This window comes from Kiloniella litopenaei (assembly GCF_000982415.1).
GTDB lineage: Bacteria > Pseudomonadota > Alphaproteobacteria > Kiloniellales > Kiloniellaceae > Kiloniella > Kiloniella litopenaei.
Genome location: NZ_LANI01000001.1, coordinates 295,694 through 311,387, shown reverse-complemented (window position 1 = coordinate 311,387; position 15,694 = coordinate 295,694). Strand labels below are relative to the sequence as shown.

Below are 15,694 nucleotides of genomic sequence, written 5' to 3'. Positions count from 1 at the left end.
TCTCAAAATAGTGAAGTACTAGAAGAGATAATTGTATTCTTTTCTTCGCTTGTTTTAGTTAGGGTGGGCTTGATTTGAGTGTAAACCATCTATATCAAGTTTAGTTTATATCTTTGTTGTCGTGGTTTCCTGATCGTGTTTCCTTATTGCGGACAGGGGCACAGACTTGTTTGCTCATTAGAGGATTAGTAGTTTGCCTATCGTTATAACAGCGAGTGAAGCGCATCCCTTTTTGCCGTCGCTTGGGGACCCCACCGCGATTGCAGAGGAAAAGGCCCTGCATCAGGACATTCGTCCGCTGGAAATTGCGATCCTGAACTTGATGGCAGACAAACAAACGACCGAGCTGCAACTGGCGCGATGGTTGGGGCACACGCCGCTACAGGTCAGGTTGACCTTTGTAACGACAGACAGCTATGTGGCCAGTGTCAAGGCGGGGCACAAGTCCAAATCCACACCAAGCGAGCACATCAGCAAATATTACAACGCCTGGAGCGATGTGAAGGACCGCAAGTTTGATGGCCTGTTGGTCACGGGGGTCAATTTACTGGACGCTGATGTGACAAGCGAAGGCATCTGGGACGAAATTCAGGAAATTTTTAACTGGTCCAAAACCAACGTGCTGTCGTCCATGTATATTTGCTGGGCTGGTTTTGCTGCGATGCGCTATTTCCATGATATCAAGTGTCATAACGGTAAAACAAAGACACTGGGTGTTTTTGAACATGGTATAGAGGCCGACAGCGCAGATCTTCTGTTTGGTTTGCCCGACCGCTTCCCGATCCCTGTTGGGCGTTGGCAGCGTCTTCACCGGGATAAGGTTGAAGGATACAAGGCGCTGGAGCTTGTTTCCTGCACGGACGATGGGGATATCTTTCTTGTGGCTGAAAACAAGGCCTTCAAAAAGGGGTGCAAGACCTATCCACGTCGGATCTTTATGTTTAATCACCCTGAATATGATACGGATACCATGAAGAAAGAGTACCTGCGTGATATCAAGTCGTTCCCTGACTTGCCGATCCCGCCGAACTACTTCCCGGATGATGATATCGAAAAGACGCCGATTAATACATGGCGTTATACCGCGGCAATCTATGGCAATTGGATCAAGTCTCTCTATGAGGCGACCCCATACGATATCAACGATATCCCCGAGGCGTGTGAATAAATCGGCACTATAAGTACTATTACTGAGCAAGTTAAAGCGGGGACCCATTAACTCTTTGAGTTTATTGCGGTCCCTGTTTTTATGCTGATAACAATTGTGAGAAATTACCTGTAACGCTTTAGGAAATGTTTGTAGCACTTGGTATGCAACGCTTGACATTTGATTGTCTATACATCATAACCGCGCAGTCTTTTGGGCTGGATTTATGGTTTATTTATCATAAATAGCGTGCGTTTCCCAAGAAGATGCCCTGTCAGTGAGCAGGCACAAAGCTGGTCCCATCGTTTTTTTAGTTGGTTGGGGACTGTGAAAGCCGGATGATGGCTTTGTTGAAGCTAAGGTTTAATTTACTCATTCGTTAACCCAGTCGATATCAAGGTGTCGTAACCTTGGATCTTTAACTTGGGTGGTTGGATCTGGCAATTGGCCAGGTAATTCAGGTAGGTAATTCAGGTGGGTAATTTAGGTAGGTAATTTACCTAGCTTGAGATAACGACCCGAGATGGACTATAGTACCAAGATGCTTAATGTGAAATACAGAGCGATTGCTTCTGATTTGGCGTATAAATATTGGCTTTCGAAATGCCGGGGGGATGCGATCCCAAGTCGTGAGGACATCAGTCCGGCTGAAATGGTATCTTTTTTACCCAATATTCTGTTGCTGGATGTACAGAAAGAACCACTAGATTTCCGTTTTCGGTTGATTGGGACCCGTATCGTACCTTTGCTTAATCGGGACTATACCGGGGAGTTGATGAGCACTATTGAGAACCTGAAATCCCCGAATTCTGTTTGGAAAAACTGTTGCAAAGCAGTTGAACGGGCCGAGCCTGTTTATGCCTTTACCCCATATGTTGGCCCCAAAAAAGATATTTTGGATGTGGAAGATTTAATCCTTCCGCTTGCCTCTGACGGTAAAAATGTGAACATGTTAATGATCATCCTTGCGACGGTTAAAAAACAGCCGGGTCAACAAGATAGCGGCCAACAGGGGGATAAGAGCGAAAATAAAGCAGAAAGCGCAAAGAACTGGGCGTCCTGATCATATTTTTGTTTGACTTCTTGGTCTGTTGATCTCGGTTTTTGCCGAAGCCTTTTCTTGGATCAAGCCTTTTCTTGGATCAAGCCTTTTCTTGGATCAGGCCTTTTCCTGGATCAGACTTTTTTTATACCAAACTCCCTGTTTCCCCAGCTCCCTGTTTCCCCAGCCAGTACGTGTCTCGCTCAGTGTCCAGCCAGTTCTGGTTCTCCCAAGTCTTTCCAACACCTCTCGACTGCCCGATAGTCCCTCTCTTTTCCTCTCGCTTTTCTTGCACAATATAACGCCCAAGGTACTATCTGTGGGGCAACAGCACTTGTGTATAAGCAGACTAATGGCGGATTGAGGGTAAAATGGCTGATTTGAGTATAGAGCTGACGTATATTTCCTGGCAGGAACTCTTGCTTCGTGTTGGCTTGGCCATGGCTTTCGGGCTTGTGCTCGGGCTGGAACGGGATAGTAAAAATAAACCAATTGATTTCCGGGCCTATATGATCGTTGCAGTTACTACCTGTACTTTGGCGATTTTGGGACAGGAAATCTATTCTGACTTTGCGTCGGCAGAAAACATTGTAAAGGTTGATTTATCCAGTATTGTTGCCGGGGTGATGACCGGGATCGGCTTTCTGGGGGCCGGGGCCATTATTCAACGGGGCGATAGGGTTGTTGGCACCGCAACGGGGGCCAGTATCTGGGCGGCCGGTGGCATTGGCTTGACCATTGGTTTTGGGTTTTATGCCTTGGGTATTGTTGCTTTTGGCGCGATCAGTCTTATTTTACTGGCCGGTGGCATTTGCCGGACATGGCTATCGGGGGTGGATGATAGTGAAGAATGTTCGCAGGGTTCGCAGGAAGATGACGCAAAAGAGAAAAGCGGAAAGAAAGAAAAATAATAAAGATTTTCAAATAACCCGTGATCGCAAGAAAAACGTCAATATCTTCCATTATAGTATTGTTCCGCTATAAAATAACCGGGGCATAAATGGGTTTTATCGTTACAGCGGTGGTTTGCTGTTGTTGGCGGTATGGTCGGTATGTCGCACGGTGCATGGACTATAGCTCGTATTAGAGGGCAGGGGATTAAGGGGTGTGATGGTACATTATCTGTTGGGCGCGCTTACGCTATTGTGTTTTTTGGCCAGTGTGCTGCCCTTTGTACCAATCCCGCATGGTATCTTTAGAATATTTGATTTCGGACGTCTTCAGATCCTGACAATATCATTTGTTACTCTGGTATCTGTCGTGGCGGTTCTTCCCCGTGATCACTATTACTATACGTTGGTCGGGTTGTTGTCTGTCTCGGTTTTTATCGAGCTGTTTCATATCATTCGTTTTACCCCTTTTTGGTGGCAACAATCGGCAAGGTTTGAGCCGGATAAACATGATAACGCGACGACATTTAAAATGTTGGTCTGTAATGTAAAACAGAGCAACAGAAACCACGATAAACTCATTTCCATTATTGATGACTGTGACCCGGATATTCTGGTCCTGATGGAAACCGATCAGATATGGGTGGATGCCATGGCCGGGGTCGCAGACCGCTATGGCTATCAGCTTAGCTGTCCACAGGATAATAGTTACGGCATGTTCCTGTTATCCCGTCTGGAACTGACAAAGGGCGATATCCGGTTTCTGTTGAACGACAGTATTCCCAGCTTTCATTGTCGTTTCAGGTTTGAAGGCGGGGATGAATTTGATTTGATAGCCATTCATCCCGACCCGCCTGTGCCACACAGAGATACAATTGGCAGGGATGCCGAAATTCTGGTCGCAGGTAAAAAGGCGCGCTATCGCAAAAGACCACTGGTCGTTGCCGGGGATTTGAACGATGTGGCCTGGTCATCAACAACCCGTCGTTTCCTGCGGGTTTCTCGTTTGCTTGACCCACGTCAGGGACGCGGGATGTTCAATTCGTTTGATGCGCGTTTTCCCTTTTTACGCTGGCCATTGGATCATATCTTCCATTCCGAAGAATTTGAACTTGTGGCAATCCGGCGGCAACCCTTTATGGGATCAGATCATTTTCCTATGTATTACGAACTGGCCTATGTGTCGGAACACAACAACGACCTGCCAGATACACCATCGGTTATGGACCTGAAAGAAGCCAGAAACCTTATCCAGACCGAAAGTAAACGGGAACGTCGCCCTGTCGGTGAAGATTGGGAAAAGTAAACAGACTTATCGGCGATTGCGTCACAGGAAGGTTTTGGGACTTGAGAGGGCAAGTTTACCTATCCAGAAACCTAAATAGTTTGTTCGGTTGATTGGTGTAGCTTTAGTACGCATACAATAGGATGCTTCGTTAAAATCCTAAGCATATCCGGGGGGCCAGATACTGGGTGGAATAGTGATAAACAGGCAGTGGATGATTGTGATAATCAATCTTAAAGCGATTCGTTCTATTTTACGGCGTGTGGACGTAAAATAATGTTTTTATAGGTTTTTTAAAAAAAGTTATACGCGCCTTTAACCGACAAAAACACTAAGACTTATTCAAGTAAACGTTCTATCTTATTGATTTCCAAGTTGTATATACTTGATCTTTTTACTCGGTATTTCTTAAATCGTATATAATATTCTTTAGCCTTTAGGTTGAATAGATTCTATGTTAATATCTCTTTAACCAATTCAACGTAATTTTCCTACATTCGCTCCCCACGTAGTCAGGGGTGGCTCCATAAATAAAGAGTTTGCTCAGCTGCTCTGATCTTTTGAAAAGCACTGATATAAACGCAAACCCGATCAGATATATTGCCTGGTAGTTGTGTGGTACAGGAACAATCTGATCCTTGTTATATGGAGTGGGGATGTGGGTAGAAACTGGGCAAGGTTGTCTGGGGCTTAGTTGAATGATCTGGCGTGTAGTGTGGTTGCGTCATCTGATGGTCTTGGTGTGTTTAGGGCCTGAACGATTGTTCAAAGCGTGTGGTTGCTCTGGCGTGTGGTATTCAACCGATTGTGTTGCGTCTGGTTTCAAACTGTCAAAGGCACTTCCTTTGGGGGGATCTTGCCAACGTGAAGCCAATATAGGTCAGATAATGAAATCTGATCAGCATGACATTAACCGTAGTGTTCAAGTGTTTTATAACTGTTTGAATAACTGTGGCGTAGGTAAAGCTGGAGCAGCTGCGATAGACTAAGTGTGGGGATCGCGTTCCGGTTTTGCAGCGTAGTGGTATACGCCGCATGCGGGTGTCGGGGTAAGGAATGATCGTTATGTGACACAGGTAGCTGTCACGCAAGAGGAACGTTAAGGATTATCAAGGGGGTAAACACGTTCTGCCTTTGCTTCTTTTGCCGGGTTTTGTGGCCTTCTTTTTATTTTCTAGGGCGTTTATTTGCCTGAAAGACGACCACAAAGCCCCGCAAAGAGATAAAGACCTGCCTGAAGATAATAGAGCTTGATATTTGCCAATGCTGCTTTTGATCTGATTATGGCTATCAGGGCCTGCCCCAAAATTCTCTTTAATCCATGCTTTCTCTTGAATAATGACTCATCCCAGTGTTGAGAACAGCAATCGAAACCAATCGCAGCAACTTGGTCCTGACTATTTTTCAAATCTCATTAGCTTTGCCATGCGTCATGGAATGTGACGATTGGGAATCGAAATAATATCATTGTAAAAGCAGGGTATTTTAGTCGGGTAATATATCTTTAAGTAATCACAGGTAACGTTAAGGTGAGATTGCCACCCTAATAACAACGAGAAGTTGCCGATGAATAGCGTTGTTCTGTCAGATGCCCAAAGTGGATCAGCCCTGTTCCAGTCTATCTGGCAAACCGTCGTTGATGGCATGATTGTGATAAATCATTTGGGTATTATCCAGATGGTTAATCCGGCAACCCTGAAAATTTTTGGCTATAGAGAAGAAGAGCTGGTTGGCAAAAACGTCAAGATTTTGATGCCCCAACGCTATAGTTCCGAACATGATCAATACCTGACCAATTTTATGGAAGGGGGCCCGAACAAGATTATTGGCATCGGGCGCATTGTAGAGGGGCGTACAAAAACGGGTCAGGAAATATCCATGTACCTTGCTGTCAGTGAGCTGATGGTTGGGGACCAGGTTTGTTTCGTTGGTATTTTAAGGGATCTGACCGAAAAGGTTCGGGCCGAAAACGATATCCTGAGGGCGAAAGAAGAGGCAGAGCGGGCCAATATGGCCAAGTCTCATTTCCTGTCTTCCATGAGCCATGAACTTAGAACCCCTATGAATACAATTTTGGGGTTTGCACAGCTGTTACAGGTGACAGACGAAAACCAGATAAAGTACGAGCTGTATCAAGAAGCAGTGCAACACATCCTCAAAAGCGGGGATCATCTGTTAAATCTGATTGACGATGTTCTCGACCTGTCAAAAATAGAGGCGGGTATTATTTCGGTTTCGCTGGAAGACATCGACGTTTCTGAAATTATTGACGAATGCATTGATCTTACAAAATTTACGGCGACATCCAATAACATCAAGGTTGTCTTTAAACCGGAAAACAAGGGGAAGGCATTTATTCATGCAGACAGGGGACGTATCCGGCAGAGCTTAATCAACTTGATTTCAAACGGGATTAAATATAATCGCGAAGATGGTTCCGTAACCATTTCCTTTGAAAAGCTGGATAACCGTTTTGTCCGTATAAAGGTGGCAGATACGGGGTATGGTATTCCCCAAAGACATCACGAAAAGCTGTTTATTCCCTTTGACCGTCTGGGGCTGGAAAATTCTGCCATTGAAGGCAGCGGTGTTGGGTTGGCCATTACCCAAAAAATTGTGCGGATGATGCAAGGCGACATCGGGTTTTCTAGTACGCCTGATGGTACGCAATTCTGGATTGATATTCCCGCCGGAGACATGAATAGCGAGTTGGAAGTTACAAACGAGGAAATAGAAAATGCCATAGAGAGTGCGGATAAAAAAATGAATGGCCGCATTCTCTATATAGAAGACAATCCATCTAATATTGCTTTGTTAAGACAGATCGTCAGTAAGGTCTATCCAGAGATTGACTTTGAGAGCTGTTCGTCCGCAGAACAAGGATTGGAATATATTCAGGATCACCCCTGTGACATGATTTTTATGGATATTAATCTGCCGGGGATGAGTGGGATTGACGCCATGAAATGCCTGGAAAGACTGTACCGGCATTTGCCGCCCGTCGTCGCGATTACAGCCGATGTTTCCAAGCTGACCATAAGTAAAATTAAAAAACAGAAATTCAGTGAAATGCTTGCAAAGCCTATAAATTTACTGGAAACCGTAGAGGTTTTAGAAAGGTATCTGTAAATTTATGATTGATTAACCTAGCAATATGGTATGGTACTATTGTGATTATGCCGGAGGCTATATGAAGTTCCTGTATGTAGAAGATAAGCCCATGAACACCCGTGTTCTACGTCTTTTTGTCGAACAACTTTGGGGCGAAGATCTTGTGGCTGTGGAAACAGCCGAAGAAGGTTTGGATCTTATCGGCAAGGAAGACTTTGATCTGGTTTTTATGGATATTAACCTTCCCCAAATGAACGGGATAGATGCTATTCGTTATATTAAAAACAAATTGAATAAAACGACCTTGCCCATAATTGTTGTCAGTGCCGCAACAGATACAAACATCATTGAGGATGCCTATGAAAGCGGGTGTCGTGCTTTTATTAAAAAGCCCGTAAAAATTATGGATTTCAAGCGTATAACCGAACGTGTTTTGAAAACAGATGAAACAATTGCAGTGGCTTGATAGGTTTGTTTCTGATTAATAAATAAGGGTGTTGCGAAAAAATGGGCACTCAGACGCGTGATAGTTTGCAGAATATTAGTCAATAAACAGAATAGGTTAAGGGCATTGATCGTGAATACCAATGCCCTTTTGGCGCCAGCGCTATTTTTGTTCGCACCCCTTTTGAACTCGGGGACTTTCAGGTCAGCATGAATAAACCAAGTGATGTGGCAACGTCCCGATAGGTGTCCTGTGTCAGGTCACGGGATTTTTCTGTTCCCTTGCGGATCACGTCCAGAACATAACCCGGGTCGCGGGCAAGCCGGGCGCGGCGTTCCCGGATAGGGGCTATCAGGTCCTGTAGAATAGCATTTAATCTGTTTTTCAAAACCATGTCGCCCAGGCCGCCTTGTTGATAGTGCTGTTTAAGTTCTGCAACTGTTGAGGTGTCATCATCAAACGCATCCAGATAGGTAAATACCACGTTGCCTTCGACTTGACCCGGATCTTGAACTCTCAGGTGTTTGGGGTCCGTATACATCTGCATTACGGCGGCTTTGATTTCATCGGCAGAGGCGGAAAGGGCAATGGCGTTGCCCAGTGACTTGCTCATCTTGGCTTTCCCGTTGATACCGGGCAGGCGTCCGGTTTGGGGGATGATGGCCTTTACCGCGGGAAGAACCGACGTGTGGGCTGTTGCGTTGATTTTGCGGATAATTTCGTTGGTTTGTTCAATCAAGGGGGCCTGATCTTCACCCACTGGAACCACGGTTGCCTTGAAAGCAGTTATGTCAGCGGCCTGTGCTGCGGGATAACACATAAAGCCTGCGGGAATATCGCGGCCAAAATTACGGGCTTTGATTTCATCCCGTATGGTCGGGTTTCTTTCCAGACGGGCAACGGTGACAAAATTCAGATACAGCATCGATAGTTCCGCCAATGCAGGGAGATGGGATTGCAGGCAAATGGTCGTTTTTTCAGGATCAATCCCAACTGCCAGATAGTCCAATGCGACCTCTAGCACATTGGATCGGACCTTTTCGATATTGTTTGCGTTATCGGTTAATGCCTGTGTGTCCGCAAGCAACAAAAACTGATTGTGATCATTCTGAAAGCGAATTCGATTTTTAAGTGATCCGGCGTAATGCCCGATATGCAGCGGCCCTGTGGTGCGATCGCCTGTCAGTATGGTGGGTTTGTTCTGTGTCATGGCTGTCTCCGAAAAAAACAGAACCGCCCCATGATGCAGAAATAAAAAAGCCGCCCATGTGGCGGCTCAAAAAATAGATGTGAAATATCCTTGTGCCGCTCCGTTCAGGAACGCCACCAGCGATTAATAAGTGTTGTTCTTTGATATTTCATGCCTGCTGGATAGCACCTCAAATCACGATATGGCAAGGGGAAACTTGATGAGGCAGTAATGTCATGCAGATCAACGGTACGAGATAATTACAAAGCTGCAATGCGGTTGATTCAGACGGACGTACTTCTATTCTAGAGCAATCAGGTTTTCTTGGGATGAAAATGTGACTGGGGCAGAATATTTAAAGCTGTAGATGCTTCGCCAAGGACGGCAACGTGCCCCTGTTGAATGTTTTGATTGCGGATCAGGCCTCGTCCTTTGACAACAGCGGCCCGTAAATCCGGGTCCTGTTCAGTGAAGGTGCCTCCGGCCGCCAAGTTAGAGCTTTCAAAGGTGATGTTGCCAAGGATTTGAGCGCCGTTGCCCAGGGTTGACGTGCCAAGGATGGTAACACCGCCAAGGTACCTGCCGTGATCCCCAATCTGAATAACACTGCTGCCTGTGTTTGCCTTGACGCTCACCCCGCCCTCTGGCCCGAACTGGTTATTCGAACCAATGGTGATGGTCCCGCCACTGGCCTCTAGATAGGTCTGGGCATAAAAGGTATTTTCATTACCAATCACGACTGTTTCCGGGCCGTCTGCGCGAATAACAATGCCGGGATAGAACGTGTTGTTTTGCCCTATCTTGGCATGCACAGAAATCAGGGTAGAAAAGGGATCAAGGATAGTGTTGCCACGGGCGGCAAGCTCGATGGTTTCCGATAAAGTACGGAAACCATTTTCTGTGCGTTGGGCATCAATAGTGGCGATCAAATTATCGCTTGTGAGCATGTGACAGTCCTAGAGAAAATAATGCTCATAATATTGATTTATATATGTTTATGTAAACCTGTTTTGTTCAACCATACCGTGACGCTAACTTAGTTCGTTCAAGGTTTTTATGGCCTTTCGAACACGTTCTTTATCCGCAGGGGATAGTGGAAGAACGGGCAGGTGAGGCGATGCGTCCGTCAGGGACAGGATGTTCGCAGCAGCATACATAACCCGCATGCCGCCAAACTCTTTAAAGAGTGTCCAGAGCGGTTGGAAGAATTGATCAATATGCTGGACTGTCTGCGTATCACCCCCTTGCGCGGCCCTTGCCAGTTTCAGGGCCTGAGACGGGAAAAGTCCGCCAACCACGCTGTACCATGTGTCTGCCCCGGCCAGAAGCCCCGCAGCACAGCCCCAGTCGCCACTATAGCCAACAGCAAAGCCATCCTTGTCGGCTGTATTTTGGCGAAGTTGCGCCAGGTTATCCTCTATCTCCTGCCCTTGCGGCAAGGGCATCTTGACGGCAGCAATGCTATCTATTTGTGAAAGACGCTTTAGAAGGTCCAGCGAAAAGGTAAAATGGGTTGTGCCGGGGTTATTATAGATACAAATCGGAAGGTCTGTGACCCCGGCAACCGCAAGGAAATGCTGATAGACTTCAGCTTCTGTCAAAGGGGTATAGGAAACAGGGGCTAGCAACAGACCATCTGCCCCTGCGTCGCGGGCGTCCTTTGCCAGTTCTTGTACTTCATCGGTTCTAAGCGCGCCAATCCCAACGATCAAGGGAATGCGCCCACCAATAAAATCGGCAGCCATGGCAACGGCACGTTGTCGCTCTGCCCTTGTCAGATAGGCATAACCACCCGTACTGCCCAACAGTCCAATAGAATTAACGCCGGTATTCCCTCTGGAATCAGGTCCGGCCTTGACGATCCGGTCCAGCAAAAGAAAGAGTTCATCGCCATTTACCCGTCCATCCTTATCAGTGGGCGTTATCGGGAAGGCAGAGAGGCCGTGAAAAAGTGACATGATGGTTTCCTGGCTTAAGGGGCGAGGCAGATCAGCCCCGGCGATTTATCAATAGTTCCTCTCGTCTTATTGATTTCTTTACCCAAGGCATAGAGCCATTAATTTTTCTGGCATGGGGCCAATGTTAATTTTAGGGAGAGCTTGATGCAGAAATAAGGGGAAAACGGAGCTTTGAAGCCGTATCACGTATGCTGGTTAGCTTGGTTCGTAGAGGTAAGTTTTGGTTGTGTAGCAATATCAGGATAAAGCTAAGTCGGTGTCTGCTTTGTACTATTGATACCGAATATTTTCGCGATCATTCTTAGGAACCTAGAAACTTTCGGGCGGGCAATACGAAGTTTTTTATATGCATAACGATCTGCCTCTTCTTCTTGAGAGGGGACCTGACCGCCTTCTTTGTGTTTGTGAAAATGATGCCCTATTTCATGATAAAGCGTTTTTTGTGTAAAAAAACGATCCATAGCATTAAGAAATTCAATTTGTTCATCATATTTAAACCAAACCAGATTGATAACTCCAATATAGGGCAGGTATTGCCCCGCAAAATCATATTGGGGTTTAAGGGGAATAATATAAATTCTGGGAACCCTTTTTAAATCTTCGTCCGGAATTATCTCCAACCATTTTAAAACAAAGTCTGTTGCGTGATTTCGCTGATCCAGTGTTTTATCTTCAAGAATGAGAACGCCCCTATGTTCTATTTCGGTGAAGTTGGTGCGTTTAAATCTCAGGATTGAATCAAAAGATCGTTTGATAACAGGGTCAGTTTTGGGGGTAACGGAATCCTTTACAAACTGTTCCGATAGCTTTTCATCAAGATCGTGCAGAATGGTCAAAAAGCCTGCCGCGAGTATCGTATTAACAGAATTATACTTTTTAAGATCCAGTAGCTTTAGCTCTCTAAGTAATAAGGGAATTGATTTAACCCCACTTTCATAAATGGCTTTATAGGCCACTGCTTGGGTTGGGTAGTGCTTGCTTATTAATCCACGCTTTAAACGATTGATTGCATTTTCAAGGTCGTTGTTCTTACCGTTTTGTGAGGACAAAATAACTCTCTAAACTCGTTCAGGTTCATGACTGCTACAGGATTTCGCCGAGATAGGGGAAGGCGCACCAGGATAGTAAAATAAAGAGGGTAAGGTTTGCGCCCAAGATCAAACGGCGTGATTTTTTGATATGGCCAGCAATGCCCATTGTCAGGGCTATAAAAAATCCAACAATATTTTCTATGGCGATGAACTGTGCATACTCATAGCTTCGATATTTCACGCCAAGATCCCACGTGTTGAGAAAATGGTAAAAATTCAGGAATGCAAATACCAAAATCAGGATAATAACCACCTTGGAGAAGTGTCTGGAATTAGAAAATATTTTTATAACCAGCATATAAAGCAGGGGTGTTATAAAGGGAAAGATGTACTTGCCCCCCATAATGGCAACAATAAAAAGGGGCATTGGATAGGGGGTAAGGATATTTGGTATTCCAAATAATCTCATGGATAGAGAGACAAAAAACAAAAGTCCTGCTCCGCCAAAAAACCAACCTTTTTCAGTCATCTAAATTGTCCCTTTGATGGGGTATGAAGGATAATCAACTTAAGGTGGTGATGCGATAAATCAGGCCGAATTATTGCTGTCTCTCAATTATGTCTTTGCGTTCTTTGATTTTCTGAACAATGAAATTGATAGATTTTGTTTGGATTTATTCAATGAATGTTTACCTTTTAGCGAACGAAAACAGTTGTGATTATTAGTTTGGTCAAGGTATATTTTTGGGGGAATATTGTTTTTAAAAATCGATTATTAAGTGTTTGTTTTTAGCGCTTCAAACGACAGGCTCAGTTTTGCAATGAAACGAAATTCTATTCACCAGCGTTTTTTGTTCTTCTTTATTGTATTTATCTTATTTGGTTCTGGCTTAGGTATCTCCCTAACCAAAGCCAGCCCTTTCGAAAATCGCTTTTGTGTGGTGCCGATCAAAAACGGCACACCGACAATCACTGATGATTACCGAACATCAACAATGACAAGTACTAAATTGGATATAGAGCATCATCCAACAGCATTGTTTTCTGTGATTAGACGAGACAGTATCTGGGAAATTAATAAATCCCGAGAGTGGGTGCTTTTTGATCATGAACTTTTACAAGAAATAGAGCGAGAAACGCGTCGTGAACCGCTTCGTGAGCCTTGGGGGGATAGATCGATTTCTATTGTCCGTCAGGGGCTTATCTCTAATTCAATTATTATTTTTCAGCAAAACCTGAATAACCCAATAATTATAAACAAAACAGGCCTCGATCGGGATCGACAGTTCTCCGGACCTTTTTTTCTTCCTTCAAGAAAAGAAAGCCTAGTGATATCAGATGGAATTCCTTTTGTTGTTGGTGATACCTCTCTCGAAAAGTGGCCTTTATATGATGTTTTGGCAATTCCCAGAATAGACCATGTATATGACGAGCCTGCCCTAGGTGGATTGGTCATTTCCAGTGAAGGTAGAGGCCTTTTTCTCTACTCGCAAAAGGGGATGGAGGAATTAGGCTATATACAAGATGAACGTATAGGTGATTTTAAAAAACTGTCCGGCTTTCAAAATGCCGTTGCCTTTAAGGGCAGTAATAATTTCTACGCAAAACATTCCTGGAGTCTATTGAAGAGAGATAACGTTACTGACCGCATCGTTGTGAGTGATATTACCCAGGATAATGATAACAAAATGTATTTTTATCTGGATCAGTTTCAACAGATTGTAAGGTATAATCCTGACCTGAAAGAGTACAAATACAAGTGGCAAAGACTGACGCCTGATGGATTTGAAAATATATCTGGTTTGAAATTTCTTGGGCCGCCAGCTCAGGAAAGACCGTTGAATAGAGGTTTTAAAAGCGCCCCCTATATGAATATGGCGATCTTTGAAGATGAGAATGGCTTTTTTATTTATGATGGAGAGCAAATTACAGAGGCAAAAGCCCCTGAGGAATTGCTGAGTGACAGATATTTGCGTGTCGTCCCAATGCCAGAAACAGAGAAGGTTTTGGTTGTATCCGCAAAAACAGGTTTATTTCAACTTGCCCGGGATGGATCGGTCAGTGAAATTGATTGGGACTTTGATATTGATGGCGCGTATGATCTTAAATTTATCAACTGGCCAGTCGCCGGCGTTGACCTGATTTTATCCAAAGAAGGGCTATATGTTCTGGATCAAAATCTGGAACTGTCCCCTGTTGTCGGAGGGAATTATATGGGTAGGCCAAATGTTCAGAGCTTTGTTGGATCTCATCCGGTGCTTGGGGATGTGATTTTATCAACATCAAAGGGATTATTTGCTGTGGTTGATAAGGAAATCGACGGCACAGCAGCCTGCGATAGACGAGAAAAGATCAGAAAAAAAATAAAGGACGTGAAAGTTTGCCTATTGCCTGTAAAGGGCACTGATAGAGAGGTTATCGGAAGTTATATAAGTAGTATTAAAACCGCACCGGATGGAAAGGGTATTGTTTTGGGGACAGAAAAGGGAGTTTTTCAGTTCGATGAAGACAATAGTCTGGTTGGTCAACAATCTAATCCGGAGATGCTTTCATACAGTTTAAGGTCCGTCCCATGGTCCAGTGATTTGATTGTTGATGATAAAGCATTTCTTGGACGCGATATGGAGCTAAAACCTTTTCATGACGGGCCTGCTTATTATCCTTATATCATTCCGTCGATGAAAAGTGTTTTGCTCAAAGATAACTATGGCAGTAAAGCTCATGCCTTGTATAAATTTACTGAACTGGGGGCAGAAAAAACGAAACCGGGATTATTGGATTTTTTCTCGTGGCCACTTGAAAGAACCAACATTATCGCTCGCATTCCCTGGAAGAAATCTTTGTTGGTGAATAAAACGACAAGGCATAACACTTTGTCAGCTAATCTTAGAACTCCTTTCCTGATGAATGAATCAGGGGAGATGACGCCGATAAAGCTTAATGGCTATAATTCTCGATCCTTTGAGGTGTATCGTAAAGGTTGGCTCATTGAACGTATGAAAACAGTCTTGGTGTTTTCGGATGGTTGGTTTCGTATTACCGAAGACTTATCATGGGAAGCTGTAGAAGGCCTACCTGATGATGTAAGGATTTTAACAACTTATGATCCCGGCAAAGGTGGTGTTTTTCTCGGAACGACAAAGGGTGTCTATCTGTTGAATCCTGACTACCGTGTTTCTCGGCTGAAGGGCCAAAATCCAGAGACAGAAATTAAGGATTTCTCTGGGAATGAAAGAGGTGGTGAGATTTTAGCAGGTGGATTTTCTGGCCTGTTTTATATTGATCCCACGACTTTATCGATAGAGCCTGTTGTTGAGGATATTTATGAGATTGTTGGCGATGTTTCTCAAATTCAGAATGTTTCTTTTGTGGGTAAAGCATTTGTAACAGGATCTAATGGTGATTTCGTTATTGATAGAAACTTTGGTATATCGCGATTTAGCAATTTCAAAGATGTGAAGCATATGACTATCTTTCCAAAAACACAGAAAATTTATGGAGCCATAAACCGCAGTCACTTGCCATTGCTTCATGAAATTCAGTTGGATTGCGGAAGTTAGTGAATAAAATTTTCCTTTTATATTACACCTTATAAC

The 15,694-nt window shown here is 44.3% G+C and carries 14 protein-coding genes; 8 read left to right on the top strand and 6 right to left on the bottom strand.

Annotated features, from left to right (window positions below):
• Positions 1-193: 193 nt before the first annotated feature.
• The 5 genes from WH95_RS01555 (at position 194) to WH95_RS01535 (ending at position 5,353) form a co-directional block, all read left to right on the top strand.
• Positions 194-1,168 carry a homoserine O-succinyltransferase gene (locus WH95_RS01555; protein WP_052741690.1) on the top strand — a complete coding sequence of 325 codons (975 nt, stop codon included), beginning with the start codon at positions 194-196 and terminating at the stop codon, positions 1,166-1,168.
• A 502-nt stretch (positions 1,169-1,670) separates the two neighbouring features.
• The gene (locus tag WH95_RS01550; RefSeq protein ID WP_046501987.1) at positions 1,671-2,210 is read left to right on the top strand and encodes a PAS domain-containing protein; all 540 of its coding nucleotides are present in this window, start codon (positions 1,671-1,673) and stop codon (positions 2,208-2,210) included.
• A gap of 350 nt (positions 2,211-2,560) precedes the next feature.
• Positions 2,561-3,100, top strand: coding sequence for an MgtC/SapB family protein (locus WH95_RS01545; RefSeq protein ID WP_052741689.1), 540 nt, complete (start codon positions 2,561-2,563; stop codon positions 3,098-3,100).
• Between the two features lie 199 nt (positions 3,101-3,299).
• Positions 3,300-4,385, top strand: coding sequence for an endonuclease/exonuclease/phosphatase family protein (locus WH95_RS01540; protein WP_046501984.1), 1,086 nt, complete (start codon positions 3,300-3,302; stop codon positions 4,383-4,385).
• A 677-nt stretch (positions 4,386-5,062) separates the two neighbouring features.
• On the top strand, positions 5,063-5,353 hold the full coding sequence (locus tag WH95_RS01535) for a hypothetical protein (protein ID WP_046501981.1): 291 nt from the start codon (positions 5,063-5,065) through the stop codon (positions 5,351-5,353).
• A 194-nt stretch (positions 5,354-5,547) separates the two neighbouring features.
• On the opposite strand, the gene WH95_RS21220 is transcribed toward WH95_RS01535, so the two are convergent.
• Positions 5,548-5,772 carry a hypothetical protein gene (locus WH95_RS21220; protein ID WP_157845852.1) on the bottom strand — a complete coding sequence of 75 codons (225 nt, stop codon included), beginning with the start codon at positions 5,770-5,772 and terminating at the stop codon, positions 5,548-5,550.
• Between the two features lie 158 nt (positions 5,773-5,930).
• Between WH95_RS21220 and WH95_RS01530 the strand changes: the two genes are divergently transcribed.
• Positions 5,931-7,493, top strand: coding sequence for a PAS domain-containing hybrid sensor histidine kinase/response regulator (locus WH95_RS01530; RefSeq protein WP_052741688.1), 1,563 nt, complete (start codon positions 5,931-5,933; stop codon positions 7,491-7,493).
• Positions 7,494-7,554: 61 nt separating this feature from the next.
• A complete protein-coding gene (locus tag WH95_RS01525) occupies positions 7,555-7,941 on the top strand; it encodes a response regulator (protein ID WP_157845851.1) in 387 nt (128 codons plus the stop codon).
• Between the two features lie 178 nt (positions 7,942-8,119).
• Here WH95_RS01525 and trpS read toward each other — a convergent pair whose 3' ends face one another.
• The 5 genes from trpS to WH95_RS01500 all read right to left on the bottom strand — a co-directional run bounded on the left by trpS (position 8,120) and on the right by WH95_RS01500 (position 12,627).
• Positions 8,120-9,130, bottom strand: a complete 1,011-nt coding sequence (gene trpS, locus WH95_RS01520; protein WP_046501976.1) for a tryptophan--tRNA ligase — start codon at positions 9,128-9,130, stop codon at positions 8,120-8,122.
• A gap of 293 nt (positions 9,131-9,423) precedes the next feature.
• Positions 9,424-10,056: a hypothetical protein gene (locus WH95_RS01515; RefSeq protein ID WP_046501974.1), complete on the bottom strand. Its 633-nt coding sequence runs from the start codon at positions 10,054-10,056 to the stop codon at positions 9,424-9,426.
• Positions 10,057-10,140: 84 nt separating this feature from the next.
• Positions 10,141-11,067 (bottom strand): dihydrodipicolinate synthase family protein, encoded by a 927-nt coding sequence (locus WH95_RS01510; protein WP_046501972.1) that lies wholly within the window; start codon positions 11,065-11,067, stop codon positions 10,141-10,143.
• Between the two features lie 248 nt (positions 11,068-11,315).
• On the bottom strand, positions 11,316-12,116 hold the full coding sequence (locus WH95_RS01505) for an ImmA/IrrE family metallo-endopeptidase (RefSeq protein WP_046501970.1): 801 nt from the start codon (positions 12,114-12,116) through the stop codon (positions 11,316-11,318).
• A gap of 34 nt (positions 12,117-12,150) precedes the next feature.
• The gene (locus tag WH95_RS01500) at positions 12,151-12,627 is read right to left on the bottom strand and encodes a hypothetical protein (RefSeq protein ID WP_046501967.1); all 477 of its coding nucleotides are present in this window, start codon (positions 12,625-12,627) and stop codon (positions 12,151-12,153) included.
• A 292-nt stretch (positions 12,628-12,919) separates the two neighbouring features.
• On the opposite strand from WH95_RS01500, the gene WH95_RS01495 reads away from it, so the two are divergent.
• Complete coding sequence (locus WH95_RS01495; RefSeq protein WP_046501965.1) at positions 12,920-15,658, top strand: hypothetical protein; 2,739 nt, start codon at positions 12,920-12,922, stop codon at positions 15,656-15,658.
• Positions 15,659-15,694: the final 36 nt, after the last annotated feature.